Raw genomic sequence first — 23,534 nt, 5'->3', positions numbered from 1 at the left:
TCCTAAGAACACCGCTTCCTGTCCAAGTTGTAAGTTGCGCGTCGGCGGCGCCGCGCTCATCCTCAGGGCATCCTTCCAGAGGAGGTCCGTATGAGGAAGTTCACCATCGCTGCCATCGCCGTGCTCAGCGTCGCCGGCTCGGGCGCGGTCTATGCTCAATATCATCGCCCGTGGATGGAGCGCTTCCATCACATGCGCATGAACCCCGAGGACCGCGCCGCCTTCATCGACGCACGGATCGCCGCCGTCCACGCCGGCCTGAGGCTCAATGCCGATCAGGAGAAGCTGTGGCCGCCGGTCGAGGCCGCCGTGCGCGATTTCGCCAAGCTGCGCATCGACCGCGCCAATGCGCGGATGAATGCCGGCCCCGGCGATACCGACAGGCCGGAGGATCCGATCGCCCGCCTGCGCCAGCGCGCCGAGGACATGGGCGCCAGCTCCGCGGCCCTGAAGAAGATCGCCGATGCCGCCGATCCGCTCTACAAGACGCTGGACGAGGGCCAGAAGCGCCGCCTCGCGGTGCTGACCCGCCACCGCGGCCCATTCGGCGGCGGCGAAGACGGCCCGCCCCGCCACTTCATGGAACGCCGCATGGACCGCATGATGGAGCGCGGCATGGAGCACCTCCACCGTGACCGTTTCGACCGCGACGGCGGTCCGGACGGAGACCGCGAGGGGCGGCTCTGAGCACGGCCGGATTGTCCCGCGATTAACCCTGGCGAAGCCGCTGGAATCCAGCGGCTTTTCGCTATGTTGGACTTGTGGACGAAGCCTTGGAAAACTTGCGCCCGATCGCTTGCCATACCCGGATCGCTTTGCTAAACGACCGGCCTCGCAAGGCCTTACCGCCTTTCGGGCGCATAGCTCAGTTGGTAGAGCAGCTGACTCTTAATCAGCGGGTCCCAGGTTCGAGCCCTGGTGCGCCCACCATATAAATCAAGCACTTAGCAGCAGGCGTGACGCGGTGAGGTGGCCTCATTTTACAGGTCATTTTACAGTTTTGTTCTCGCTTCGAGCTTCAGCACCGCAGCTTCAGCAAGCTGAATATCGCGCCCCAGGTAATGCGCGTCGAGAATGGCTTCGACATCCTTCAACGAGTGGCCGGTGACCGCTGCGATCTGCGGCACGCTGGCGCCAGCAATCGCCAACCGAACCACGGCCGTGCCGCGCAGGTCATGAAAGGTGAGACCGCTGATGCCGGCGCGCTCGCAGGCCTTTGACCACGAGGTACGAAATCCGTCGGACGTCCAGGGCCGGCCCAGTGTGTTCGTCAGGATGAGCGGCCCCCGACGGTCGGTCGCGTCAAGCAGGGCTCTCAACGGCGTGCCGGCTGGCATCGCGACGCGCCGGCCGCCTTTCGACTGCCGAAGCCGAATGTACGGACTCTCGTACGCAGACCAGGGCAGGCGCAAGAGATCGCCCTGCCGTTGGCCGCTCCACAATGCCAGTATCAACGCGAGTTGGATCTCCGGCGAGGCGACCGACAGGACCGCAGCGATGTCCTGCTCCGACCAAATCTTATCTTTGCGGTCAGCTGCATAGAGGCGGCCGCCTCGCTCGCATGGGTTGGTAGCAATGATGCCGCGGTCTTTTGCGAACGACATGAGCCGCGCCAATGTCGTCCAGGCGTAGTCGGCTTTGCGTGGCGTGTTGGCGAACTTGTCTCGCCAGCCCTTAAACTCGCCGCGAACTCTACGGTCGGTGAGGGCGGCGATTGGCAAGTCACCGAATTCATCCTCGACCAGCTTGATGTAGGCGAGATAGGCGCGCTTTGTCGATTGAGCGAGCGCCGTAAACTCTGGCGCAGCTTTATACTGCGCGATGATCGTCATGAACGTGCCGGCGCGGGGCTGCCGGATGCTCGCGTACGCCTCGTGGTATTCGCGAACAAATTCCGGCGTGCCGGGCTTGGCCTTGATTTGCGGTCCGCCACGCCAAGCATAGTAGTAGGTTTTGATTTCGCCCGTAGCGAGGCGGGCGTTGACCTTATGAACTCCTTTCAGAACGACGCGCACGTTTAACTCTCCATTCATCTAAGGCAGACGTTTCCTGTTGCGGCTGGAGGCCGCTCATGATGTCCAATGCGAGGTCGATAGCTTTTAGATCCCACCGCATTGTGCCGGCGAGGGGCGAGGGCAGCTTGCCAGACCGCACCCAAGCGGAAAAAGCGCTCGGCGATAGGTTGCAGTAGGCAGCTGCTTGCCGCCTGCTCAACAACCGCGGCGTGAGCTGTCGGCAGGGCGTCGAGTCGACGTCCTGGGTTGTGGTTGAGTTCGAGAAGCAGACAGTCGCACTAGTACTTCCACGAGATAGGCGACGATCAGAAGCGGACGAATGTTCGTCCGTAAGCCGCGCTTTGTGCGCGCGACCAGCAGATTTCGACTCCATTTTGACGTGCCAGTCGCCGGTACCAGCGGCGATTGTTTCACGTGACTCGTCCGCAGACTGAGTGGAGGAGAACTAGCGTAACACCGGATAAAACCGTGTGTACTTGTAAGATATGCTAGCTTCGAACGTGGATCAATAGATGAAAAGCTCGGCAGTCACGAAGCTCACACGCGCTCAGTCGCTATCGTAAATGTCAGCTTCGCTTGCAAGCAAGCGCGCATGCCGGGCGAAATCAAAGTCGTCATTTTGAATGAACCTCAAGTCGTCAGTGCCGACTTCCTCAAACAATCGCTTCGACGATAGGCGGGACCAATTGAGCACTGCGGATGTCTTGATGGCGGCATACGTCGAGCCCGCAAAGAAAATTGTCCATCCACCTCGAAACAACCACTCCTGAACTTCCTCCACGAATTCTCTATCCAGACGATGTCGCCCCCATAAACGGCGCAACGTGAGATCAGAGAGACGTACGCGGCTAGTCGGCGTACCTTCCTGATTTCGAAGCTCAATCAGACGCAGCAGCAGGATTGCACATTCCTGTGCAGTCAGAAGACGAGGAGTTAAGGGGGCTCTCATGTCCGACCATAACACACAAAAATGCGATTGACAGCATATTAGGAGGCCTGTAGAACCAAAAAAGCCGATGCCGGGCTCGTCCCAGCATCGAAATTGCTCAATGGTCGGAAAGCGGACGAAGCAGGGTGTGCCGGTCCAATACCGGGCTCCATGTTAGACCTTTGATGCGCCTGTTGCGGAATTCGTGGCAGCGCAGTCATGCGCGAGGCGCGTCAAAAAGCGATTCCGATCTGGGATTCAATCAATCGAGTAGCATCTAAGCTGCGCGAATGACGAAGTGCCGGCTGGCGTTTTGCTTACACAAAGTAAGGAGACGTGAGCCTATGTCCCGAGAACTAGTTGCTACACCGCACTCATACGATGAACTGCTGGACCGCCTTGACCACATCAAGGAGGAATACCGGCGCGTTGATCAGCGCTACCGGCTAGCTCTGTACCAGATGTTCGCGGACGCAATGAGCATTGCGACGGCGATCGAGGCTGACCGCGAGCGCAAGGATCAGTTTCTGAAGAGCGTTGGACAAAAATCGGACGTCGTTTACGCCGCAATGATCTTCATCACGGACGCCAAGTCGGAGGAGGCTCGCAAGAAGGCCTCAAAAGCGGCCCGCGCGCTTCGGTACCTAGTCGAGCGAATTGGAGTTTCGGTCGACAATATCCCTGAAGCCCTACAGAAGCATGGCGGCATCCAGAAACTTGCTCAGCTGGCGGCTCTCAACGATCCACGCAGGAAATCACCGCCTATCGCTCCCGGAGCCAATACTGCAGAGCGGGGCGAAGCGGATCATTCTGACGTAAGGCACCGGAAAGAGAGAAAACGCGTGTTCGACAGGCAGGTTCAGATTGCCCTGCCACCAAAACTCAGAGCAAAATTGGATGATCTCGCCGATAGCACCGCGATCAAGATCATCGGCTTCGTTCGTGTCCCAGCTGGAGAGCGACCGACCATCGAGTTTCAAGACATCACCGCCTTGAGCGTCTCGAGTGTGCAGGAGGAGAACGAAGACGATTGGGGGGACTGAGGTCTCGTGCCAAGGTTCGCTTAAGCGAACCTTGGCTGCGCCCGATTTAGCGCCGCTCGGATGGATCGATTCCAGCGATCTTATTCTTGAACACCCCTGAGATCTTCATGAAATTCAACTTCTGCTCCGCCGATATCAACGAAGACTACGATCCTGCAAAACATCTGAAAAAGTTCGAGACGCTGAGTGAAGCTCACGATCGGCGCCGCCGTCTTATGAGCGCTCTTCCCGAATTTGGTGAGCCCGGCCGCGCCCTCGCCGAGCGTCTTAACGGGTGTGGTTTCTTCAGATGTCGTTCAGCAGGATGTCCAGTTTGCCTTCGCGCCTTTCGTCGCTGGTGGGGCTCAACGCTGGCCGAATACATGGCCCGTGACCCAGAGTTCTGGTTTACGGCGAGCATTGTGCCCGCGGACTTGTTCGATGTCGGGCACCTCGACAGCTTCCGGTGGGATCGGCTCAAAGATCGCTTGCGAAACCAGATTGCGCGGGCTCCAATTAGCGAGCCTATAGTTCTGGGTGGTATCGACTACGACCTCAAGCACTTTGATGATGGCCGCCCTCCGAGGTGGTGCCCTCATCTATACTTACTTTTCAGCGGAGGAGGGATAGCTCCAATCGAAAGCACTTTCCGCCGTCACTACCCAAAGAGTGACGACGTGAAAAGACCGGTGGTCGTAAAGTCTCAGAAGACACTTCGCGAAGATTTGGTGTCAACCGCTACCTATACCATCAAGGCACGCTTCAAGAAGCGAAGGCCATCTACGGATGACCGCGGTAACGCTGATACGGAAAACGACGAGTTGTCATTGCACCATCAGGCAGAACTCGCGATCCTTCTGCATAAACAAGGCTTCCTCGGTCGGATGATCCGCCACGGCAACGATTCAGCCTTTCGCGCACTGAAAGTGCGCTGAAAGAGCGCCCCTGCTAAGCCGGCATAGAGGGTCTGACGGACCGGTCTACGACCTGAGTAAATTCAGGTCGTGGACACCGACCAGCCCTACTACCAGAGCGTGGTTGCGAGCAATACCCAGTCGCGGACGAGGTGGGAGTGACGGATTTGTCCGCGACTGAAATCGGTGGTCTCGCCTATTGAACTTTTCTCAGAAGCGAAGGCCGGGGCTTCGTTGAGCTGCAGTGTATAATGTAAACTGTCATAAGCTTGTGAGCAGCAAACCGAGGATCATTGATCTATTCGAGCAAATTGCCAACCGTCAGCACAGGGTCCGTGATCGTTCCTGCGGCATCCTGAGTTTTGTGAAACTTCTTAGGTGTTGAGCGCCGGTGTCGGTACGGTGAGTCTTCTGCGGAGGCGATTGGAGAGCAGCGGCAGAAGTATCAGGCGAACTTGTAAAGCAACCTTGTCCAGCCGCGCATTGCGGCCAACAAGGAGAAATTCAATGGACGTTAGGCTTGACGCTATAATTGCTGAAATCGCCCGAACTCTTGATGCCAGCCTACTAATGCACGATCCCGAGTTCGCGAATTTGCCGAGATCTCAAAGGATGCACCTCATAACGAGGTGCCTAGCAGCCCGCGGTATCGCCAGAGGCGAAAAGTACGGTGGGCGCAAGGTTCGAAAGTGGCGACCATCGAGTCAGCTGGGAAGCAGTTTCGGCGTGAAGGATCACGGAATTCCGGACGAAGTAGAGCATATCGAAGCGCCAGTAGCCATGTCGACACTTGTCGATGGGTTTTCTGACCTCCTGCAGACGAACCATGAGCCGATCAATCAGGTGACCGATTACGTTCTTCGTCTCTTCGGGCTGCATGCGCTAGGATTACTTCAGTACCGCGGGAAAGATGATGGATTCTGTCAGTTCGATAGGTCAGAGAAGCGCATCGACGTGGTTGATGAGGCAGGGAACACCATGGACTTTGTCGACAAGTATCTGGCCTAGGGGCTGGCTAAGTTCGGCCGACGGTTTGTCATTGCCGGTGCGGAGGTTCGAACCTCCGCACCGGCATTGTCCTCGGTGGCGTGCGTGCGGTTGACGGTCCAGAAGCGCTCTCTAGGCTGCCGCGGGGTGCCCAAGTCTTTTCCCTGGTATCCTCCACAGCAGGCTTGTGCGTTCAGCCAACCTAGTCGCACCGGCGTCGCGCACCCACAGATGTGAGGTGTCGGGGGTCGAAACCCGCCACCGCTGGACGGCATTCGCGATCTTGTAAATGCCCGTTGTGAATGCAGCCTCGATGCTGCGGCAAACCAACGGAGAAATGATCATGAGTTACGACGGTATCCTCGCCGGACTAAACACGCGTGCCGACACCGAGCTGCGAGAAAATGCCCCGGAATGTAGCCCGCATTTGCTCCAGGAGCTTACCCACGCTGTCGCAGCTTGCGAGAGAAGTCCGTTGCTGCCCGCTGAGGTCGAGGAATTGTTCGATGTAATTGCAGAGGGTGGGAGTTTGAGGTTTGAGGCGCGAAAGATAAAGGACGACTTGCCATTCATTTTGCGGACGAGCTCGGCAGAAGGGTTAGCCGAGTTAACGGCAAGGCTATGAGAATGCGCCGGCCTCGCCCGAAAGCTGGCGGACCTGCGAGAAGACCTGCGGGTGGTTCTTCGGCTCGTCACTGAATTCGACAAGGGGCTCTCAAACCTGACCGCGCACGTTCAGGATATGGCAGCGGAGACGATATGGCGTGCACCGGGCTCGTCGGTTGGGCCGTTGCTAAAGAATGTCTAGAATGGGAAGGCGCGGGCTCCACATTTCAGTGGGGCCCGTTTTCGTTTTTTGGCACGATGCCACGAGCACCGAGCGCTTGGCCGCACTACGGAGCTAGTTAGCGGCTCGGAGTGGGGAAGGCCTTCCGAGGAAACGTCGTCCGATTAGGTTTGGAATCTCCAACGGCGCTGGACCGAACTTGTAAAGGATTCCACCGAAACCGCTGTTTCGGGCAGAGCGATGCTCTGAACCCTTTGGAGATTCGTGATGGGTGAAAACTCTAAAATTGAATGGTGCGACCATACGTTCAATCCGTGGATCGGCTGCCAAAAAGTGTCGCCGGGCTGTGACAATTGCTATGCCGAAGCAATGATGGATCACCGATACAAAAAGGTGCAATGGGGCGCACACGGCGAGCGCAAACGAACGTCAGAACAAAATTGGAGAAAGCCTGTCCAGTGGAACGCGCAAGCCAGAACATCTAGAAAGGAAAATGGCCACCGACCTCGGGTATTTTGCGCGTCGCTCGCCGACGTCTTTGACAACCAGGTTGATTCTTCGTGGCGCAGGGACTTGTTCGCGTTGATCCGCAAGTGCGACGCATTAGATTGGCTGGTGCTTACGAAGAGGCCGGAAAACATAGAAAAAATGCTGCCTTCCAATTGGCGTGATGGGTATCCCAACGTGTGGCTCGGAACAACGGCCGAAGATCAGACACGGTTTGATTTCCGATGGAAGCGCCTAAAGAAAGTACCCGCGGTTGTTCGCTTTATTTCTTACGAGCCTGCTCTTGGGCCCCTGCGCTTGCCGCCAGGCGAACTTTTGCCGGATTGGCTAATATCTGGGGGCGAAAGCGGCGCGGGTGCCCGCACATTGAGGCCGCGTTGGGTTCGCGACATTATCGCCGATTGCCGCCGCTCTGGTGTTGCACCATTTCATAAGCAATGGGGATGTTACGAAAGCAACCCGCTTGTGGTGGAGAAGGGTATGACAGTTCGTGAAGCACGCGCAGTCGATACAGAGGGGAAGGGTGGCGGGTTGGTCGATGGTAAGCTCGTTCGTGAATTCCCAGATCGGAATAAAAGTCCTTAAGCGGATCTCGCGGGCGGCCTCGAAAGCGAATTGTGCCCAATGCTGCGGTCGCATCAGCGATGCGCATTGAGGTCACGGACTACAACATGAGCCCGCTCCGGTGTCTACCTGGAGCGGGCGACGGTCCGTAGCGCTCGCAACTACGGGCACTCTGCGTGGATTGCCAAGGCCCCCTTGGCGCACAGCGTCTTCCACTCGCGCTTGCTCTGCCGTGATCGTTTGGTCTCGGCGAGCAGCGAGCTATCAGGTCCACCGCCGTTGCTCATTTGGCTCATTGCTAATACCTGTCTCAACATTAGCAATCGCTCGTAGCTGTTGATGCGCTCCCAAATCATGTTTTTTGCGAATTGCCGGTCAAAAAAAGACTCAGTGCGAGGTTGTCGGAATAGCAGCGACGATGCTGGCTTTTTCCTGGAGGGCAGCAATACGCGAAGCTTCCAAAATCAGTCTGTAGAGATCGTATCCAATTCTCGGGATCAATAACCTCACTATCTTCCCGGTGCCGAGCACGTACCCCAGCGGCAGTTTTCTGGCCAGCGCGCACACCTCGGGGGGCTGCCGGATTAGAACCCGGCAGTTCATGTCAATGGCCGCGGAGACGATGCTGTCCCTCAGGACGGTGAACCGAGCACCACGAGGATTTCCATTGTCATCCAAACCGAGGACGTAGACTTGGTCTGCCCCCGCCGGTTCTCCTTTTTGGCCCATCATAACTCCCGGAGTGGTCGCAACGACGAGGTAGCCTTCATTCTTTCGTCGCTGCGTAAACCTCTGCGTTAGAACTTGGGAGGCGGCACTGCAGCCCGTTGCTTCTCCAGGAGGACATCTCGATCTTGGTCCAAAAACCGAGGCTCGTTGATAATCAGCACCCAGGACGGGATGGGCGAATTCGCTGATCGCCGTTCTGTGGAGTATTGATCAAGCTGCATCGTTGAAGAGTTGCTGAGGTGCCAAATTCGGTTAAACGGCCGGATATGAAATTGGGCGGAGATTATGCCGACGAGTTCTTGGGTCGGCGCGCCAAATTGGAAGATGTAGGATACAGCTGTCACCACGTTGGGCGACATGTTCTCTGTCAATCGGGCGACAAGCTGATTGCCCTTGTTCGTACATTCTAGGATCGTTGGCTTGGGTGACGAAACGCTACATCCTTTTTCAACCATCGCCCGCCTTTGCCACAGCTTCAGGCATACCGGTCGCAACCCCCAGAATATCCCTTTTTGTGAAGGCATAGATGTCCGTTGAGTGTTTATCCGCGCGAGTGAAGGTGGTCGTGACGTGCTTCCGGCTCTCGTAATCCTCCGGTCGAAGCAAAAGGAACGGCTGCGCGCCCAGGACGGCATATTTCAGGCTCTCCGCGGAGCCGCCTTGATCGTAGCTTTTTGCGGCGACCACCGGTTGACCGATAATTTTTCCGTCCCGATCCAGGTCAAAGCTGACAGCATTAGTCGAGGTTGACTTGCGGAGCGGGAAACCAGTGCTGCATTATTTGGCCACGGATCACCGATACGGGGTCGGGCGGGGTGGTCTGTGCAAACGCCGATGAACACGCAAAAATTGAGAGCAATACAATCCATTTCAACATTTGTGACCTCTGATGTGTGAGTTACGGATTTGGCAGATCCGGGACCAGTTGAGCGCCCACGTCACCCTTCGACGGACGCGTATATCAGGAGGCCGGCAATAAAACTGATGATCCAGGCGACAGCGTAGTACGGCCGCTGCTTCAGGCGCTTCGCCCTTAAAAACAGATAGACGGGCTGGAATAGCACGGCTGTGACGCGGGTTACCCGAGAACCATACCCTGCTTGCTTCAATTTTCGATCATCGAGCCAGCCGAGCAAGGCATTGACGAGAAGGGGTATCTGGAAGGGTAGCCCTTTGCTCGGGTGATATGGAAATCCCAGTACCAAGGATCGAGCCGCAGCTTCCTGGTTGCTCGCGCTCACAGCTGCCTCGATGACACCGATAAGCAGTGGCAACAGCGCCAGTATCCAGACGTAGCCATTACCGATGTGCTGGGGCGAAATCGCGGGCGGCTCCGCTGCAACAAACTCGGCGAGATCGCTCTCACGCAGGCTTTTCCATTCGGGCATGCCTTTGCGCCAAACCTGCGTGTCGGCCGCGATCTCCTTCTTCTTCAATAACTCTCTGATAGCCGAGGCGGACACAGGTCCTTGCCGGGAGCCATTCGCCACGTAGTACCACTCGGTTGATGGCTGGTTGTTCGGGTCTCCGAGGTTTGGCAGCGGGGGTGGTGCAGACAATTCTTCAGTCATTTTGGCTTTCCTGTTTCTAAAGGCAGTCTTTTGAAGTTCGCCCTCGCTTCGACCCAAAATCTCGCTGATAGGGAATATAGTTCCTAGAGACTATATGCCCGATGGTGCTCCATCCTGCAATGCAGGATTGGCGCGTCATTGTTGGCAAGAACGTCCGGCGTATTCGCCAGCAGCGTCGAATGACCCAAGAGAAGCTGGCGTTCGAAGCTGACCTGGACTTGACCTACATCGGCGGGATCGAGCGAGGGCGGCGTAACCCCAGCCTCTTGGCGATGGCTCGAATTGCTGAGGCTTTGTCGGTGCCGCTCGTTAAACTCTTGAGCGAGCAGTGAAGCCGTTTTTGGTCGATGCCAACGACGTTAGTATTCGTCAGCCCTCATGATCGTGATTATCCGTTCGGTGACGGAGGGATCTGCCGGGTTGGGCGAATGGAAGGTAAGCGATTTATCGTAGTAATCGATTTTGAACGCGACCTGGGTGCCTTCGAATTCAAAGACACCATAGTCATGCTCTTGGTAGGAATCGTTGGCTTGGCAAAAGTCGTCGAACACTGCAATTGTTTTCACCAGACGTTTGACGGCCTCAGCCCCTAGTTCGGCGATCCCCGTAGTAATCACGGCGCCGCCGCCGAGGAGGTGCTGGCGAAGTTCGTCATTGAGCATGCGTATCCGGTCCGTGTGAAGGGACATGCCTGTTCTCCATTATGTCTGTTGGTTGGTGGGCCTCGCTCGCCCCTGCTGAGCGTCAGGCAGGGGCAGGTGGTCGAAACCCGGGCCGTGGTCCGGGCTTGGCGCTAAGCGAGCAGGTTATTCTGGACCGGGGTTTACAAGCCCCACCTGAGCGATGTGCCGGACGTAGGTGCCCTTGTCTGGGTAGTCGCGAAGCCGAAGCGTTAAGACCTGGCCCTGGCGCTGGGTCACCAAACAAGGCCACCACCCAAACCCCGGGTCGTCGTCCTCGACGAGCACCAGTTGGCCGACAGCGATGCTCTCCCACGTTCGTGGTAGGCCAGCAGCAACAACGGCGCGTTCGTTTGCCTTTTCGGGGGATGGCGCTGGGGCGGGCTGTTGTACCTGACTTCCGTCGCCAGGCACATCGAGCGCGGCTTTGAGCTTGCCCAGAAGGTCCCGCCGGATCGGTGGCACGAATGCCTTGCCGCTGGCGTATAGTCTCCCAACGGGCAGCTTCATGCCGATCTCGGTGACTGCTGGAGAGGCGGGGTGCACGGACGCTAGCTTCATCTGCGCCGCGGCGCTTACGACTTTCTCGTTGAACTCCGCAAACCGCGCGCCCCTCGGCTTTCCGTCTTCATCAAGGCCGAAGACAAAGAGCTTGTCTGGTGAGTTCGCCGTCTTCTTCTCTGGCTGCTTTCCCATGTTTCTCCTCCTCAAAAGCAGACGGGGCCCAATAGGGCCCCGTGGTCTGCGGTTCTAGCGATGTCATGGCTTGGCCACGGTGGCGGGCCAGGCGCCCGCCGAGGCAACTTAATCACGGAAGTTCTCCACTATAAATTGCAAAGTCGTTTCTAGACCTTGCAGAGCGAGTATAGGCGAACCGTAGCGCCGTCTCAAGCGAAATATGCACTAAAACACGTTCTAAGTATCTGTTTTTACGTCAATTTTCGCGCGTTCAGTGGTATTCGACTGCATCTCTGATACAGGTGGCAATAGCCGATTTGGCAGGCTTGCCGGTCGTCGATCTTGTTGCCATTGCACACGTTGAGGCCGTCGAGAGAGCACAGCCTCCAAATGGCATTTTGCACGAACCTAGCGAACCTCTGCGGGAATGCCGGGTTCAAGGTGCGCGTATCGATACGGCCGGCCACGGTCCTGATAATCTCGGCACAGCCACCCGGACCGTAACAAGCCGCGCCGTAAACGTGAGAGCTACCGCAGTCCTGTAAAATGCCGGAGCGATGCAGAAAATTATGAACCAGCGTGTCTACCGCGATCATCGCGGTACCGGTCTCAAGCCAAAGCGGCCGATGCTCGCGTACGCCGATCAACAGCGTCGAAAGCGTCATCATCAATATCTTGTCGGAGACGCCGTAGACGTTTCGCAGAGGTCCGATCAAGGCGTCTTGACGCGCCGCTTCCAGTTCGGCTCTGGTTGCACCTTTCGCGCTGTCCAGTCGGCCATCTATCCAGCCCACTAGGTCGCCCTCGGCTAGGTCGCGGACGAACAAGAAGAGCGAATACGCAGTTTGGTTCAGTCGACCGTTGCGTAGGCGCGGCCGGGGCAGGGCGCACGCATCAATGTGGTCGGGCTCCGCGCAGGTAAAGCTGGTCTTGTCGTATCGACAGCCTTCGAAATGCCAGTAGCTGCGCAGCTTCGGGCAAGAGGGAGTATTCTTCTCGCTCGCTGCAATCGCCGACCAGGACGCCGTGCCATGCTTGTGGATGTAGCTGCGTGCGACGCGGTCGGAGATGCCTTGGAAGCTAAACGTCGTAACGAGCCAATCGAAAATCGGCGGCGTGTCGGCGAGGGCGACAGCTCGAACCAAGCCCGCGTGCCGAGCCTCGTCGTCGATCTCCTCAAGGAACGACATCGACCCCGCGACCGCGCAGACAGTCCGGATCAAGCTCTCAGCCCGGCCTAGCGGATCTGGGGTTCTCGTCGCGACCAGCCTGTTGCCGGTAGCGGCTTTCGTCGAGCGACGGCCCGGAATGCTGGTTGCTAGATGAGGGATACTAGTCTCCGTTGAGCGTCGCTCTCGCCGTCGATATAGCGCTGGGTCGTCTGGATGGATCGGTGGCCGGCCAGCAGTTGAACGTCGCGCAGCGAGCCGCCCGCCTTATGAACCGAGCGAGCCGCTCGCGTAATGAAAGTTCGACGCCCGGAGTGCGACGAGCATCCCTCGAACCCGAGCTCCTCGTAAGCGCGGCTGAACCAGACCACGATGCTCATCGGTGTCATTGCGCCGCCGCGCTCAGATCGAATGAGGGGGCCTTGCCCCCGAGACAGCTGCCGCGCCTCGATGAGAGTTTGCCGAAGCTCAGGATGAATTGGAATCGAGCGGCCGCTGCGCTTCTTGGCGATCTCGTCGCGAACTTCAAGCGTGCTGCCGACTTCGCCGCTTGGATTGAGCAGCATCGCCCACGTCAATTTGGCGATCTCGGCTGCGCGAAGACCTGCCTTGACCGAGAGCAAGACGATGAGGCGGTTGCGAAGTGGGTGGCGAGAGCGCGCGGCGAAAAACAAGAGATCGTCGATATGATCAGTCGAAAGTGTCTTGGCTTGCTTGCCGGCCATCGTGCTTAAACCAGTTACAGCAAGATTCTAGACAATCAGGCTGTGCGTGCAAGGGAAAATCTAGCATGTCTCTGACTGATAGAGTGTCAAGATTTCCTTATCAGTCCGTAGCTGCAGTGCGCTCCGCCTGCCTAAGATCATGTGCAAATTGTGCGGCACGGCGTGCACAGACTGCTCGCCGCAACGTAGTCGCTATGGCGCATGCAAATTGCAGTTCAGCACGTTCAGAAAGAGACGGCGAGATCGTCTGCGCCAAAGGCGGAAAATGAACTTGTAAAGGATGGGACCGTGACCGTCGTCACGGGCAGAGCACCGAGCTGTGACCTGCCTGTTTCTGGGCAGGCAAGAAATCGAGGAGAGAACTATGAAAGACAAAAAGGTTGAAATCGAGCTTGATCAATGCGTGCAAGAGCGAGAGGAAATATTCGGCGTCACGTCCGCTCTTGTCGTACAGTATCCGGGCACGCGCTCCGGAAGTCGACTTTGCGACTACAAGCTGACCTTCTACGATCCCGATGAAAAGGATAAAAAGAAGGAAACGCGTGGGTACCGTGAGATGAGACGAAGTCGAGGAAAGTTCGTTCCGCCAATCGCGCATGGTGCGCTTAGAGACGAATTGATCATATTGGCGGGCGCGGAAATGAGTGCTTCCGATGTTGTGCACACCCTTCGAAACTTTGCGGACCAAATAGAAGAGCACGGCTTATGGATCGGAAAGTACAGAGATGACTACATTGTTGAAACGACCGACCGCGCGCTAACGGCCGGATAGTTAAGCCGAGCGTCGAGAGCCTTCTCCATGGGGCAGGCCGTCAAGCCTGCCCCTCTATAGTTTTCTTCAGAGAGCCGACGGTTTCGCCGAGTGAGCATTGACCGTCTCGATGGCGACGGACGGTTAAGGTGGCGCGAGGTGCAAGAAGATTGATGTTTGGGGGAAATGGGCACGTCGCCTCGACTGATAAGGAAATCAGAATTTCATTATCAGTTCTGAGCTGGAGTGGACCCAGCGTATTTCGTGTTGCCGTGTGCAAAGTGTGCAGAACGGCGTGCGCAGATTGCACTTCATCGCAGAGTGGAGAGATATCAGCGCGAGGGTGCAATCGCAGCCTCGCTGGCAGCGTAATTAATCATGCACTGTCAGACACGTATTTGCTCTCGCGAGCCCACAAAATCAAACTTGTAAAGTGACTCACTCAATTTACTCGAGGGAGTCATCATGACCACGAATCCAAACTTCAGGCCCGCACTTAAATCTCTCAAAGATACGCGACGATTTGTGGACGGAGTTCGGTTAGAACCAGCTGTGGCTGCCGAACTTGAGGTTGCAGCTCGTCACTTTGCCGCGCATTGTCCGTCAACCAAATCTAAGGCGGAATTCTCCAGTTTAGCAATTCGGTTGCTAGCCTCACTCGGGTTAGTCGCTACGGTGACGCCTTCTGCGGGCGAGCCGGATTGGCTATCCGCAGATCAGAAGAAATTTGTGCGTCACGGAGGCGGGCAGCCCATTTGGGTCAATACTGTCGAATATCCTCAAGATATTTGGAAATATGCAGCCTACGATTCGGAGACCGACAGCATTGACTGGGTTCCGGCGGAGTTCTCGAAAGCTTTGCGTGCAGCCACCGATCGTGCAGGGGCGCTCATTTCGAGTCAACGAGTGTTGCCGCCGACAGTCTCGAGCTATCGACCCAGAGATCCGCTAAAAGATGCTAGGCGATTCTCGGACGGCGTGAGGCTGGATCCGGTCGTCGGCTGGCAACTGACAGATCGCGCCGATGCTTTGAATGTTCGCTTTCCTAGTATGCGCATGTCCCGGGCAAGCTTTATCCGCACTGCCCTGCCGATACTGGCTCGCTTAGGACTTGTTGACCTTATCGATCCGCGAGCATTCCTTCCCGAGTGGCTCTCACAAAGTCAGAAGGAATACGCAGCGAGCGGTGGAAGATCGCCCATTTGGATGCCAACGAATGTGAAAAAGCTGTGTGCCGTCGAGTTCGACTATATTGGTGGCGAAATCCGTTGCACTCGTCCGACGACGAAGCGCCGGCTAGCACCCAGCTTCAATTGATTGAGGGGGGCGCTCAAGATAGCGCCGTCCGGCGGTTACTCTCCACGTGATGCAAGAGGGAGCGCCTCCGCCGGTTCAAATCAACTGATAAGCTTTTGAGAGTTTGCTTATCAGTCGCGTTTCGCCCGATATTTTGAACTGCCTAGACGCGAGAGGTCTGCTTCCGCAAAGGACCGGACCAGAGCCACGCGAATGGCCAAGGCAGCCTGTGACCCAAGCCGACCCTCGGCAGGGGCTCCAGCTCAGGTCCGCCGCGTACCCTCAGCGAGCTTGGGCGGCTGAGGCTATCGGCGCACTGCTCACGAGGTTATCCCGATCAATTGCACTGCTTGGCCGTTAGCCGTAGGCTACCCAGCGGGCGAGGCCGGCGAAAACCCAATGGTTGTCGAGACGCGCTATGTGACCAGCGGCGAGGTCTTCGTCGCGTACCAAATATCCGGACAAGACGGTCCGGATTTGCTCATGACGCCCGGCTTTGTATCGCATCTGGAGCTGTCGTGGGAGAATCCCAACGCCGCGCGCTTCCTTAACGACCTCGGCTCGTTCTCGCGACTGATCCGATTCGACAAACGCGGCACGGGTCTCAGCGATCGCGGCGTCGGTGTCCCGCATCTCGATGAAAGGATCGACGATATCCGCGCCGTGCTCGACGCCGCGGGTTCTAAGAGGGCGTACTTGTTCGGTGTCTCGGAGGGCGGGCCGATGTCGATCCTGTTCGCGGCGACCTACCCTGAACGGGTCGCCGGTCTCATCCTGTTCGGCACGTATGCGCGCACGGTGGGCGCCTCCGTTCCGTTTGACGATTTTGGGGGATTGGAGCGCGATATCCGCTCCAACTGGGGAACCGGCAAGAGTCTGCCCAGTTTCTCCCCATCGGCAGCCGCCGTTCCCGGGGCCATGGAGCGCTTCGCCAAGTTCGAGCGCTCGGCGGCCAGCCCGTCTGATGTGATCAACCTGATGCGGATGAACCGTGAGATCGACGTAACGGCTATCCTGCCGTCGATCCGTGTTCCTACACTTGTCATGCACCGGTGCGACGACGTACGCATTCGTGCACTGGCCGGCCGGGAGCTCGGAGAGAGAATTTCTCAGGCGCGCTACATCGAACTACCGGGTAACGATCACCTCGCATGGTCAGGAGATCAGGACCGGCTCGTCGAGGAGATCAGACAATTCATGGGTGTTTCCGCTACTGCCGTCGACGTTGATCGCGTCCTCTCGACCGTGCTGTTCACCGATATCGTCGATTCGACAAGGAAAGCTTCGTTGGTGGGTGACAGGCAGTGGCGTTCAACTTTGGAAGCGCATCATGCGGCGGTGCGTTCGGAACTGGAGCGGCATCGCGGACGCGAAGTTAAAACGACAGGCGACGGATTTCTGGCGCTGTTCGACGGCCCGGCGCGCGCTATCCGCTGCGCCCAGAGGATTGTCAGCGCGGTGCGGCCGCTCGATCTCGAAGTGCGGGCCGGCGTCCACACCGGTGAGGTTGAAATGATGGGCGACGATGTGGGCGGCATTGCTGTGCACATCGCAGCACGGGTAGCTCAGCATGCGAAAGCAAGCGAAGTTCTGGCCTCAAGCACGGTAAAAGACTTGGTGGCAGGCGCTGGCCTCAAGTTCGTCGACCAGGGACCCGCTGAGCTTAAGGGTCTCGCCGAGCCAATGCGCCTATTCGCAGCCGTCACTTGAATAAGTTCCGCCGATTCCGCCTTAAAAAGCTGAGACGCTATCGCCGATGTTCACCTGTGGCCCATCAGAGAAGTGAGGGCGCCGCTCCTTCAGGTCCGCTGAACGAGACATGGCGGACTCGATTTGCTCACGTTGAGTTCTTCGCATTCTGGACCCAAACGAGACATTTGGAGCGGACAGCAATTGCGTTTTCAGGCCGTGGGGGTTGAAGTCGCCTGGCTTCTGAGCGTCGATAGCTGATCCGTGTCATAGCGTGCCCGCAATTCTGCAATTGTCGTTGCATCCGCACCGCCTCGTGGTGCCACCGTCGCGGCGAGCTCCTCGAAATAGCGCTCGTGGCCGGGCGGAGACACTGTCATGAGCACGCGAGCGATGGTGTTGGACGTGTTGGCGATGTTGTGTGGCACGCCCGGCGGCAAGAAGAGATAAGTGCCGGGAGTGGCGCGCACGCGTTCGTCCCCGACCTGCCAGTCGCACTCGCCCTCCAGTACATAGAATGTCTCTTCCTGCACGCGGTGGACATGCAGCCCGGTGGAGAAGCCTGGCCGGATTGTCCACTCGAACATCGAGGTGTGCCGGGTATCGCTGCCGGTGACCAGAAATCCCATCGGCTGACCGGCGAGTTTGACGGATTTGCCTTCCCCGGAGCGTCGAATGATCGGCTGTCGGTTCATGAAAACTCTCCAGACTGGTGGTCAGCGAGCTTGAATCTGCCGGTGGACCGTCCAAAAGTCGTGAAACATCTCCGAAATTGTTGCAAAATGTCGCCGAAATGACCGAGCAACCTGCGCCAGCAACCTACAGATTCGGGTCCTTTTCCCTCGATGTCGAGACCGGCGCGCTGCTTTGCCAGGGTATCCCAAGCTTGCTCGGCCAGCGCGGCACAGCGCTGCTGCGCCTTCTGCTCGAGCGCGCCGCAGTTCCCGTCAGCAAGGACGCGCTGATCGAAGCCGCGTGGCCCGGACTCGCTGTCGAGGATAGCAATCTTACTGTGCAGATTGCGGCGCTTCGCCGCGCACTCGAGCCGGGCGGCGGACGGTGGATCGAGACACTGCCACGCCGCGGCTATCGCTATATTGGCCCACCGGTGTCGCGCGTCGAAGCGAATGCAGCCGAGGCCGATCAACCGGCCCCGCTTCCTGTACCAGAAAAGCCTTCGATCGCGGTGCTGCCGTTCGAGCAATCGGGCGAAGCCACCTGGTTCGCCGACGGTATGGTCGACGACATCATCACCGGACTGTCGCGCATCAGGTGGCTATTCGTGATCGCCCGCAACTCGAGCTTTGTTTGGCGTGATCGTATCGCCAACGTCAAGCAAGTCGGACGCGATCTCGGGGTGCGTTATGTCCTGCAGGGCAGCGTGCGCCGCGCCGACGACCGCGTCCGCATCAACGCGCAGCTCGCCGACGCCGCAAGCGGTGCGCAGATCTGGGCCGAACGCTACGACCGCACCGTGGGCGACCTTTTCGCGCTCCAGGACGAGATCGCGCTCGCCGTGGTCGGCGCCATCGAGCCAAGCCTGCGCCGCGCCGAGGTTGAACGCATCCGCCGCAAACGGCCCGACAGTCTCGATACCTACGAGCTTGTGCTGCGTGCGCAGCCGGATGTGGATTCCGGCATGCCCGACCGCGCTGCGGTCGCGCTCACGCAACTGTCGCGCGCGCTTGGTCTCGAACCCACCTACGGCCTGGCTCATGGACTCGCCGCGATGTGCCACCATAACCGCTTCCTGCGCGCGGGGCTGAAGGAAGAGGACCGCCTCGCATCAGTGCGGCACGCGCGCCTTGCAATTGAGCGTGGCCGCGACGATGCGCTGGCGCTCACTTTTGCCGGGTTCTCGCTCGGCATGGACGCGCACGATCGTCAGGCAGCTTTCGCTGCCTTCGAAACGGCGCTTGCCTTAAGTCCATCGACCGCGCTTGCCTGGATTCTCGGCAGCGTCGTCGCCGGATGGGCCGGGGAGGCGGAGCGTGCGATCGATTGGAGCGAGCACGGCCTGCGCTTGAGTCCGTTCGATCCCTGGGCATTTGCGGCTTACGACGCGCAGGCGCTCGGTCATTTCAATCGCGATCACTATGCCGAGGCAGCAACCGCCGCTTACAAGTCCAACCTCGCCAATCCCGCTCATAGCATCACCTGGGTGCAACTCGCCGCATCCCTTGCCGCGCTGGGACGCATGGAAGAGGCGAGGGCCGCGGCAGCTTCCGTGCTGGAATTGCAACCTAGCTTTCGCATCAGCGGACAACTCGCCGGTGTGGATTGCGCGCCTCAATTGGCATCGAAGCTAGGCAAAGCCCTTCGCGCATCTGGACTGCCAGAATGATCTGCCGATACTAAAAAAGGTCCGCTGTTGATGCTGTGGACGGCTCCTCCACGGGCACGAGAGTGCCAAGGATTGAGCGCCGTTTGAGGCTCCCACGATTCGGAGGAGCAGCCTATGCAGTCAATTTCGACCATCGGTCCGGATATCGCGAAGTAGGTCTTTCAAGTGCATGGCGTCGATGTAGCCTGTCAGGTGGTGAGCCGCCGCCAGCTCAAGCGCCGTTTCGTGCTGTCCTTTTTTGAGAAGTTGCCGCCGTGTCTGGTGGGGATCAAGGCTTGCGCGTCATCCCATTGTTGGTCCCCGCGAACTGCAGGCGTTTGGACGCACGGGGCGGAAGCGACGTAATCAGGTCCAGACCGGCACCATTGGCCCTCAGCAGACATTCCTATTGGCGGCCTACAGGTACAAGAGCGTTTCCCTAACCTAGCCGAGACACTGCTCCGTCGGTCCGCGGCGCGCCCTTTGGGAATGGACGACCGTAGTCGTTGTGGCTAAACTGGCGACAAATGCCGAGGAACCGGATGCCGTACTTCACGTCCAAGCAGGATCGAGGGCAACGCACTTGCAAGGTGCTTGCGGATGCCTTCTGCGCGATCTTGCTCGCGACCTTTTCCATTGTGTTCTTCGGATTGCTTGGCGGTCTGGTCGCCTTCGCCATCCTTGAACTTTGTCTATTGGCGGTGGATTGGCTGGTTCCTAGCGACGACGTTGCGGCGGGAGCTGTTCGCTAGAATGAGCGGGCCCGTCAAAACCGAATGCGAACTCATCGATAAGAGAATGAAAGCCCGACTTGAAGTGGGCCTGCGACTTCTCAGGGTACAAGCGCTACGGTCCCATCCTGGCCGAGGCGGGGTGCCCCGGCAGTTGGAAGCGCTTGCCCGTATCCGTTACGTCATGCCATCTACCTTCAGTATTGAGAAGTCCTGTGTCAGATAGTTGCCGACGAGAAGGTATTTGCCGTCAGGCGTGAATACCGCGGCCTCCGGCAATCCGCCGACCTCGATATCTTGGATCTTGCTCACTTTCTTGCCGTCAATCTTCAGCACCGTGATGCTGCCGCGCATATTGTCCCCCAGAGCGAGCGGAATCTCTTGATTGCGCGACCATGCCTTTGAAGTTCGGTCAACCCGCCGTCGCAGCAGCCGTCAGAAATATTAACGAGGCATCACACCGATTTGCTTCAAAAAGCCGATGACGTCCTTTTCTGCCCACTTTTCAGTGAGCTTCCCATTCGCGATGCGATGTATAGTTATAGAGGTCATCTTCAGGTCGTTACCTGTGCGCGGAGCTCCCGGCAGGTCACGTTCATGTCTGCCATAGGCAGTGAGGCGCGTGACCACCTTGTCTCCTTCTGCAATTTGATCCTCGATCTGGTGATAACCCGGGGTCGCTTCCCAGAATATTTTAAAACCTTGCTTTAAGCCTTCACGTCCTTTCCCTAATCCTGGGAAGGGCGGAGGGCTGTGATCGATGTAGTTCTCAGCGACCAATTCATCCATAGCGTCGAGATTGCCCTTATCAATCTCTTCATAGAATTGCCGCACGAGACGTTTGTTTTCCTCGCTCGACATCAACGCCTCCATTTTCTGCCAAAGCACAATCGGCTATGCGAACTGCGGCCGTGCGTCCAACAAATATAGCACAAAAGTCGCCATTTGGCCCGTGGCTGACCTCCCCCCAGCGCGCCGCGATGTGCACTTCCGAGAGGTGACCCGACCTAGGTCATGCCGGCGACTGAGGGCCGCTTTGACCCAGACCAGACATTGTCGAGGCGATAACTCCAAAAACAGCGCGAATGAGACAGAAGCCTTGACCAACCTAAAGGTGTGCAATTCTGCTAGTGTTGGAAGTCCGGGCCGGTGGCCCGAGCGGGGAGGCAGCGGTGGCAAACTGGGAAGTCTCCAACGGCCCACCTGGCAAACCGCCATCCGACAATGACCAGTCGGACAAACCAGCATCCGATGAGAAGGAACGGGAACAGCCGCCATTCGATCGCAACTTAAAGGTTCGCTTGTGGGCACGATTGCAGTTGATCGGCGGCGCGCTCGCCTCGATTGCTGCCGTGGGTGCAGTCGCGGGCGGCCTCGTTGGCTACTGGACCGTTTGGAAGACCCTCCGCACAGACGTGTTTCCGGAGAACCAAAAAACGCAGAAACAGGCTACGGTTCGGCCTGACGTTGCGCCCCGATTGTCCGTCGTTGTCCTGCCATTTGCAAATCTCAACAACGATGCGGAGCAGGACTACTTCGCCGACGGCATTACGACCGATCTGACGACAGATCTCGCGCAAATGCCCGAGACATTCGTCATCGGGCGCGGGACAGCTTTCACCTATACTAAGCAGGTCGATCTGAAGACGCCTGGCAAGGACCTTGGTATCCGATGGGCGGTACAGGGCGCGGTGCAGCGGGCCGGAGATCGGGTCCGTATGAACGTAACGTATCACTTTCCGACCTGTCGACTGGGCGCGGGTGAAGCATTTTCTCCGATTCAGATCGCTTTGCGCCTAAGTCCCAAAGACCCGGCCGCTGGCACTTGGCGTTTTTTTCTCTGTCACGCTCATGTCCATCTGCGCCAATACAAGGAAGGTATTGAGGAATATAGGCGCTCCATAAATTTGAACAAATCGGACTGGTTTCCGTATGTAGATCTGATTTCCGCTTATGGAGCCACTGGCCAATCGGAAATGGCTCAGCAAGTATTGGTCGAATTAAATGCAATCCGACCCGACTTCACGATCCAGTGGTTCAAGCAAATCGGCTACGCACGTTCGAGCAATCCGCAGTTTCGTCGTGAGTACGACGGCATCGTTGAAGGACTCAGAAAAGCTGGCGTTCGCGAGCAATGAGGCGACAGGAGCCTCATGGCCTGATTTGCGGGCAGACAAGTGATAAGGTCTGCTTCTGGACCCGTAGCTGCCTCGCGCGAACTTCCCATGACCGTCTGCCTTCAACTGGAGAGCGGATTAGAGCCGTGAACTCTCTTCACTTCAGCATGTGGACCCGAAACCGACGCTGAGCAGCCGCATCGACGGACACGCGCGCGCGATGAAGGATTCAGTCGTTCGGGCGCAGGGCCGCTTCGGCGCGCTGCATCATCCGCTTCCATCGCTCACTTGTCGGCCTCCCATAAGCAGGAAGTAGGGACGATCGCGATCGGCAGCCAGGTCTCCATCGCTTGCTTCAGCGCCGCTACCGGCGTGCCGGACAGCCGGGCGTATTCAGATTGCGCGGCGGCATTGACCGCAAGCGGCCGCTGCGGACTGTCGGTGACGTCGAGGGCAAACTCGGTCAGGCTGATGTGAGTGAGGGCCGCAGGCGCGCGGATCGAAAAGGTCCAGTCAATCAGTCGCGGACCGTCCGCCGTCATGATAACATTTTGGGGGTGTATGTCGCCATGGCACAGCCCGTCCTCCGGCTGCTGCAGGTGGTCGATCAACGCGAGGATGCCGGAGGCGATGTGCTTGGGCACGACGTCGCCCGAGAGCCTGAAGGCGGAGTCCATCCAGCCGCGCAGATGGAAGGGCCTCCGGCGGCGGCGACATCCTGTGAACCGATAGGCCGAGGGACGCAAGGATCGCACCCGCCTGAGCGAACGTGACGGCGCCGCTGCGCGTGACTTGCAGCAGTGTCGGTCCGTCGAGACGGCCGAGCACGATGCCGAAGCGCCCATCGAGCGTCAGCTCGCCGAACACCTCCGGCGCTGCCACGCCGGCGGCGAAGACCGCCTCGGTCATCCGCGCCTCTTGCTGGATGAGCCGCGGCGGGAAACCTTCCTTGAACAGTTTTACGACCTGACCGGGCGCCCAGGCGTGGATGTCCGCCGTGCCGCCCTGGTTGATCTTCTCTCCGAGGGATCCCCGCATTGCCCGTCCTCCCGCCGGTCGCGACCAAACACCAAAGCCGGGCAAAAGAGAAGCCCCCCGCGATCTTAGTTGTCAGCCATGATCGTGGCTTGTCCCCGGCCGCACCGTTTGCCAGAATCGCGAAGGGACGTGCGATTTGAGACAAGCTCGGTTCTGGCCCATAGCCGAACAGCGGCAGGACGTGGCAAGTCGCCTGTCGAGGGTAGACCGGACACGACAAGGCTAGCGCCCCCGATCGCCGTGCTGAGTTTCTGAGGCATGACGTGCTCCTGTCTTGAACCCTCCTCCCCAGCTTCTCGCAGTGGCAGGGCCG

At 58.2% G+C, this 23,534-nt stretch carries 25 protein-coding genes and 1 tRNA gene; 13 read left to right on the top strand and 13 right to left on the bottom strand.

What is annotated here, in order from left to right:
• Nucleotides 1-90 precede the first annotated feature (90 nt).
• Both IVA98_RS23130 and IVA98_RS23125 read left to right on the top strand, forming a co-directional pair.
• Nucleotides 91-687 carry a Spy/CpxP family protein refolding chaperone gene (locus IVA98_RS23130; RefSeq protein ID WP_247306376.1) on the top strand — a complete coding sequence of 199 codons (597 nt, stop codon included), beginning with the start codon at nt 91-93 and terminating at the stop codon, nt 685-687.
• 167 nt (nt 688-854) lie between these two features.
• Nucleotides 855-930, top strand: a tRNA-Lys gene (locus IVA98_RS23125).
• 62 nt (nt 931-992) lie between these two features.
• Here IVA98_RS23125 and IVA98_RS23120 read toward each other — a convergent pair.
• Entirely contained in the window at nt 993-2,015 is a 1,023-nt protein-coding gene (locus IVA98_RS23120) for a tyrosine-type recombinase/integrase (protein WP_247306374.1), read from the bottom strand.
• Nucleotides 2,016-2,562: 547 nt separating this feature from the next.
• Entirely contained in the window at nt 2,563-2,796 is a 234-nt protein-coding gene (locus IVA98_RS23115) for a hypothetical protein (protein ID WP_210321724.1), read from the bottom strand.
• A gap of 491 nt (nt 2,797-3,287) precedes the next feature.
• Between IVA98_RS23115 and IVA98_RS23110 the strand changes: the two genes are divergently transcribed.
• The 4 genes from IVA98_RS23110 to IVA98_RS23095 all read left to right on the top strand — a co-directional run bounded on the left by IVA98_RS23110 (nt 3,288) and on the right by IVA98_RS23095 (nt 7,745).
• On the top strand, nt 3,288-3,986 hold the full coding sequence (locus IVA98_RS23110) for a hypothetical protein (RefSeq protein WP_247355605.1): 699 nt from the start codon (nt 3,288-3,290) through the stop codon (nt 3,984-3,986).
• A gap of 107 nt (nt 3,987-4,093) precedes the next feature.
• Nucleotides 4,094-4,900: a hypothetical protein gene (locus IVA98_RS23105; RefSeq protein WP_247306368.1), complete on the top strand. Its 807-nt coding sequence runs from the start codon at nt 4,094-4,096 to the stop codon at nt 4,898-4,900.
• Between the two features lie 486 nt (nt 4,901-5,386).
• On the top strand, nt 5,387-5,887 hold the full coding sequence (locus IVA98_RS23100; RefSeq protein ID WP_247306366.1) for a hypothetical protein: 501 nt from the start codon (nt 5,387-5,389) through the stop codon (nt 5,885-5,887).
• 1,033 nt (nt 5,888-6,920) lie between these two features.
• The gene (locus IVA98_RS23095; RefSeq protein ID WP_247306364.1) at nt 6,921-7,745 is read left to right on the top strand and encodes a DUF5131 family protein; all 825 of its coding nucleotides are present in this window, start codon (nt 6,921-6,923) and stop codon (nt 7,743-7,745) included.
• Between the two features lie 366 nt (nt 7,746-8,111).
• On the opposite strand, the gene IVA98_RS23090 is transcribed toward IVA98_RS23095, so the two are convergent.
• The 3 genes from IVA98_RS23090 to IVA98_RS23080 form a co-directional block, all read right to left on the bottom strand.
• Nucleotides 8,112-8,453 (bottom strand): hypothetical protein, encoded by a 342-nt coding sequence (locus tag IVA98_RS23090; RefSeq protein WP_247355604.1) that lies wholly within the window; start codon nt 8,451-8,453, stop codon nt 8,112-8,114.
• A 447-nt stretch (nt 8,454-8,900) separates the two neighbouring features.
• Nucleotides 8,901-9,140, bottom strand: coding sequence for a hypothetical protein (locus IVA98_RS23085; RefSeq protein ID WP_247355603.1), 240 nt, complete (start codon nt 9,138-9,140; stop codon nt 8,901-8,903).
• A gap of 251 nt (nt 9,141-9,391) precedes the next feature.
• The gene (locus IVA98_RS23080) at nt 9,392-10,024 is read right to left on the bottom strand and encodes a DUF4339 domain-containing protein (protein ID WP_247355602.1); all 633 of its coding nucleotides are present in this window, start codon (nt 10,022-10,024) and stop codon (nt 9,392-9,394) included.
• A gap of 101 nt (nt 10,025-10,125) precedes the next feature.
• Between IVA98_RS23080 and IVA98_RS23075 the strand changes: the two genes are divergently transcribed.
• Nucleotides 10,126-10,356: a helix-turn-helix domain-containing protein gene (locus tag IVA98_RS23075; RefSeq protein WP_212258283.1), complete on the top strand. Its 231-nt coding sequence runs from the start codon at nt 10,126-10,128 to the stop codon at nt 10,354-10,356.
• 27 nt (nt 10,357-10,383) lie between these two features.
• On the opposite strand, the gene IVA98_RS23070 is transcribed toward IVA98_RS23075, so the two are convergent.
• From IVA98_RS23070 to IVA98_RS23055, 4 genes are all read right to left on the bottom strand, one after another.
• Nucleotides 10,384-10,713, bottom strand: a complete 330-nt coding sequence (locus tag IVA98_RS23070; protein ID WP_247355601.1) for a DUF3768 domain-containing protein — start codon at nt 10,711-10,713, stop codon at nt 10,384-10,386.
• A gap of 117 nt (nt 10,714-10,830) precedes the next feature.
• Nucleotides 10,831-11,400 (bottom strand): hypothetical protein, encoded by a 570-nt coding sequence (locus tag IVA98_RS23065; protein WP_247355600.1) that lies wholly within the window; start codon nt 11,398-11,400, stop codon nt 10,831-10,833.
• 233 nt (nt 11,401-11,633) lie between these two features.
• A complete protein-coding gene (locus tag IVA98_RS23060) occupies nt 11,634-12,572 on the bottom strand; it encodes a hypothetical protein (RefSeq protein ID WP_247355599.1) in 939 nt (312 codons plus the stop codon).
• Nucleotides 12,573-12,700: 128 nt separating this feature from the next.
• Nucleotides 12,701-13,276: a tyrosine-type recombinase/integrase gene (locus IVA98_RS23055; protein ID WP_247355598.1), complete on the bottom strand. Its 576-nt coding sequence runs from the start codon at nt 13,274-13,276 to the stop codon at nt 12,701-12,703.
• Between the two features lie 364 nt (nt 13,277-13,640).
• Here IVA98_RS23055 and IVA98_RS23050 point away from each other — a divergent pair, with 364 nt between their 5' ends.
• The 3 genes from IVA98_RS23050 (at nt 13,641) to IVA98_RS23040 (ending at nt 17,033) form a co-directional block, all read left to right on the top strand.
• The gene (locus IVA98_RS23050) at nt 13,641-14,048 is read left to right on the top strand and encodes a hypothetical protein (protein ID WP_247355597.1); all 408 of its coding nucleotides are present in this window, start codon (nt 13,641-13,643) and stop codon (nt 14,046-14,048) included.
• 444 nt (nt 14,049-14,492) lie between these two features.
• On the top strand, nt 14,493-15,344 hold the full coding sequence (locus tag IVA98_RS23045) for a hypothetical protein (RefSeq protein ID WP_247355596.1): 852 nt from the start codon (nt 14,493-14,495) through the stop codon (nt 15,342-15,344).
• Between the two features lie 378 nt (nt 15,345-15,722).
• The gene (locus IVA98_RS23040) at nt 15,723-17,033 is read left to right on the top strand and encodes an adenylate/guanylate cyclase domain-containing protein (protein ID WP_247355595.1); all 1,311 of its coding nucleotides are present in this window, start codon (nt 15,723-15,725) and stop codon (nt 17,031-17,033) included.
• 191 nt (nt 17,034-17,224) lie between these two features.
• Here the strand turns inward: IVA98_RS23040 and IVA98_RS23035 are convergent, their stop codons facing one another.
• Entirely contained in the window at nt 17,225-17,707 is a 483-nt protein-coding gene (locus tag IVA98_RS23035; protein WP_247355594.1) for a cupin domain-containing protein, read from the bottom strand.
• A 98-nt stretch (nt 17,708-17,805) separates the two neighbouring features.
• Here IVA98_RS23035 and IVA98_RS23030 point away from each other — a divergent pair, with 98 nt between their 5' ends.
• Nucleotides 17,806-19,356, top strand: a complete 1,551-nt coding sequence (locus IVA98_RS23030) for a winged helix-turn-helix domain-containing tetratricopeptide repeat protein (RefSeq protein ID WP_247355593.1) — start codon at nt 17,806-17,808, stop codon at nt 19,354-19,356.
• A gap of 521 nt (nt 19,357-19,877) precedes the next feature.
• A complete protein-coding gene (locus IVA98_RS23020; RefSeq protein ID WP_247355592.1) occupies nt 19,878-20,087 on the top strand; it encodes a hypothetical protein in 210 nt (69 codons plus the stop codon).
• A gap of 156 nt (nt 20,088-20,243) precedes the next feature.
• On the opposite strand, the gene IVA98_RS23015 is transcribed toward IVA98_RS23020, so the two are convergent.
• Complete coding sequence (locus tag IVA98_RS23015) at nt 20,244-20,420, bottom strand: lactonase family protein (RefSeq protein ID WP_247355591.1); 177 nt, start codon at nt 20,418-20,420, stop codon at nt 20,244-20,246.
• A gap of 90 nt (nt 20,421-20,510) precedes the next feature.
• Nucleotides 20,511-20,927: an ester cyclase gene (locus tag IVA98_RS23010; protein ID WP_247355590.1), complete on the bottom strand. Its 417-nt coding sequence runs from the start codon at nt 20,925-20,927 to the stop codon at nt 20,511-20,513.
• A gap of 311 nt (nt 20,928-21,238) precedes the next feature.
• Between IVA98_RS23010 and IVA98_RS23005 the strand changes: the two genes are divergently transcribed.
• Nucleotides 21,239-22,204, top strand: a complete 966-nt coding sequence (locus tag IVA98_RS23005; RefSeq protein WP_247355589.1) for a hypothetical protein — start codon at nt 21,239-21,241, stop codon at nt 22,202-22,204.
• Nucleotides 22,205-22,467: 263 nt separating this feature from the next.
• Here IVA98_RS23005 and IVA98_RS23000 read toward each other — a convergent pair whose 3' ends face one another.
• Entirely contained in the window at nt 22,468-22,827 is a 360-nt protein-coding gene (locus tag IVA98_RS23000; protein WP_247355588.1) for a phosphotransferase, read from the bottom strand.
• Between the last annotated feature and the right edge of the window lie 707 nt (nt 22,828-23,534).

The organism is Bradyrhizobium sp. 160, assembly GCF_023073735.1.
Classification (GTDB): Bacteria; Pseudomonadota; Alphaproteobacteria; order Rhizobiales; family Xanthobacteraceae; genus Bradyrhizobium.
Note: the sequence above shows the minus strand (reverse complement) of the source record. Positions and strands in the feature narration are given on the sequence as shown.

Bases quoted from the DNA above. Each gene is read 5' to 3' on its own strand.
- IVA98_RS23065 (WP_247355600.1), bottom strand. From the start codon at position 11,400: ATGGGAAAGCAGCCAGAGAAGAAGACGGCGAACTCACCAGACAAGCTC.
- IVA98_RS23070 (WP_247355601.1), bottom strand. From the start codon at position 10,713: ATGTCCCTTCACACGGACCGGATACGCATGCTCAATGACGAACTTCGC.
- IVA98_RS23130 (WP_247306376.1), top strand. From the start codon at position 91: ATGAGGAAGTTCACCATCGCTGCCATCGCCGTGCTCAGCGTCGCCGGC.
- IVA98_RS23055 (WP_247355598.1), bottom strand. From the start codon at position 13,276: ATGGCCGGCAAGCAAGCCAAGACACTTTCGACTGATCATATCGACGAT.
- IVA98_RS23035 (WP_247355594.1), bottom strand. From the start codon at position 17,707: ATGAACCGACAGCCGATCATTCGACGCTCCGGGGAAGGCAAATCCGTC.
- IVA98_RS23105 (WP_247306368.1), top strand. From the start codon at position 4,094: ATGAAATTCAACTTCTGCTCCGCCGATATCAACGAAGACTACGATCCT.
- IVA98_RS23045 (WP_247355596.1), top strand. From the start codon at position 14,493: ATGACCACGAATCCAAACTTCAGGCCCGCACTTAAATCTCTCAAAGAT.
- IVA98_RS23010 (WP_247355590.1), bottom strand. From the start codon at position 20,927: ATGTCGAGCGAGGAAAACAAACGTCTCGTGCGGCAATTCTATGAAGAG.
- IVA98_RS23030 (WP_247355593.1), top strand. From the start codon at position 17,806: ATGACCGAGCAACCTGCGCCAGCAACCTACAGATTCGGGTCCTTTTCC.
- IVA98_RS23075 (WP_212258283.1), top strand. From the start codon at position 10,126: ATGGTGCTCCATCCTGCAATGCAGGATTGGCGCGTCATTGTTGGCAAG.
- IVA98_RS23050 (WP_247355597.1), top strand. From the start codon at position 13,641: ATGAAAGACAAAAAGGTTGAAATCGAGCTTGATCAATGCGTGCAAGAG.
- IVA98_RS23080 (WP_247355602.1), bottom strand. From the start codon at position 10,024: ATGACTGAAGAATTGTCTGCACCACCCCCGCTGCCAAACCTCGGAGAC.
- IVA98_RS23090 (WP_247355604.1), bottom strand. From the start codon at position 8,453: ATGGGCCAAAAAGGAGAACCGGCGGGGGCAGACCAAGTCTACGTCCTC.
- IVA98_RS23095 (WP_247306364.1), top strand. From the start codon at position 6,921: ATGGGTGAAAACTCTAAAATTGAATGGTGCGACCATACGTTCAATCCG.
- IVA98_RS23100 (WP_247306366.1), top strand. From the start codon at position 5,387: ATGGACGTTAGGCTTGACGCTATAATTGCTGAAATCGCCCGAACTCTT.
- IVA98_RS23040 (WP_247355595.1), top strand. From the start codon at position 15,723: ATGGTTGTCGAGACGCGCTATGTGACCAGCGGCGAGGTCTTCGTCGCG.
- IVA98_RS23020 (WP_247355592.1), top strand. From the start codon at position 19,878: ATGCCGTACTTCACGTCCAAGCAGGATCGAGGGCAACGCACTTGCAAG.
- IVA98_RS23060 (WP_247355599.1), bottom strand. From the start codon at position 12,572: ATGTCGTTCCTTGAGGAGATCGACGACGAGGCTCGGCACGCGGGCTTG.
- IVA98_RS23110 (WP_247355605.1), top strand. From the start codon at position 3,288: ATGTCCCGAGAACTAGTTGCTACACCGCACTCATACGATGAACTGCTG.
- IVA98_RS23015 (WP_247355591.1), bottom strand. From the start codon at position 20,420: ATGCGCGGCAGCATCACGGTGCTGAAGATTGACGGCAAGAAAGTGAGC.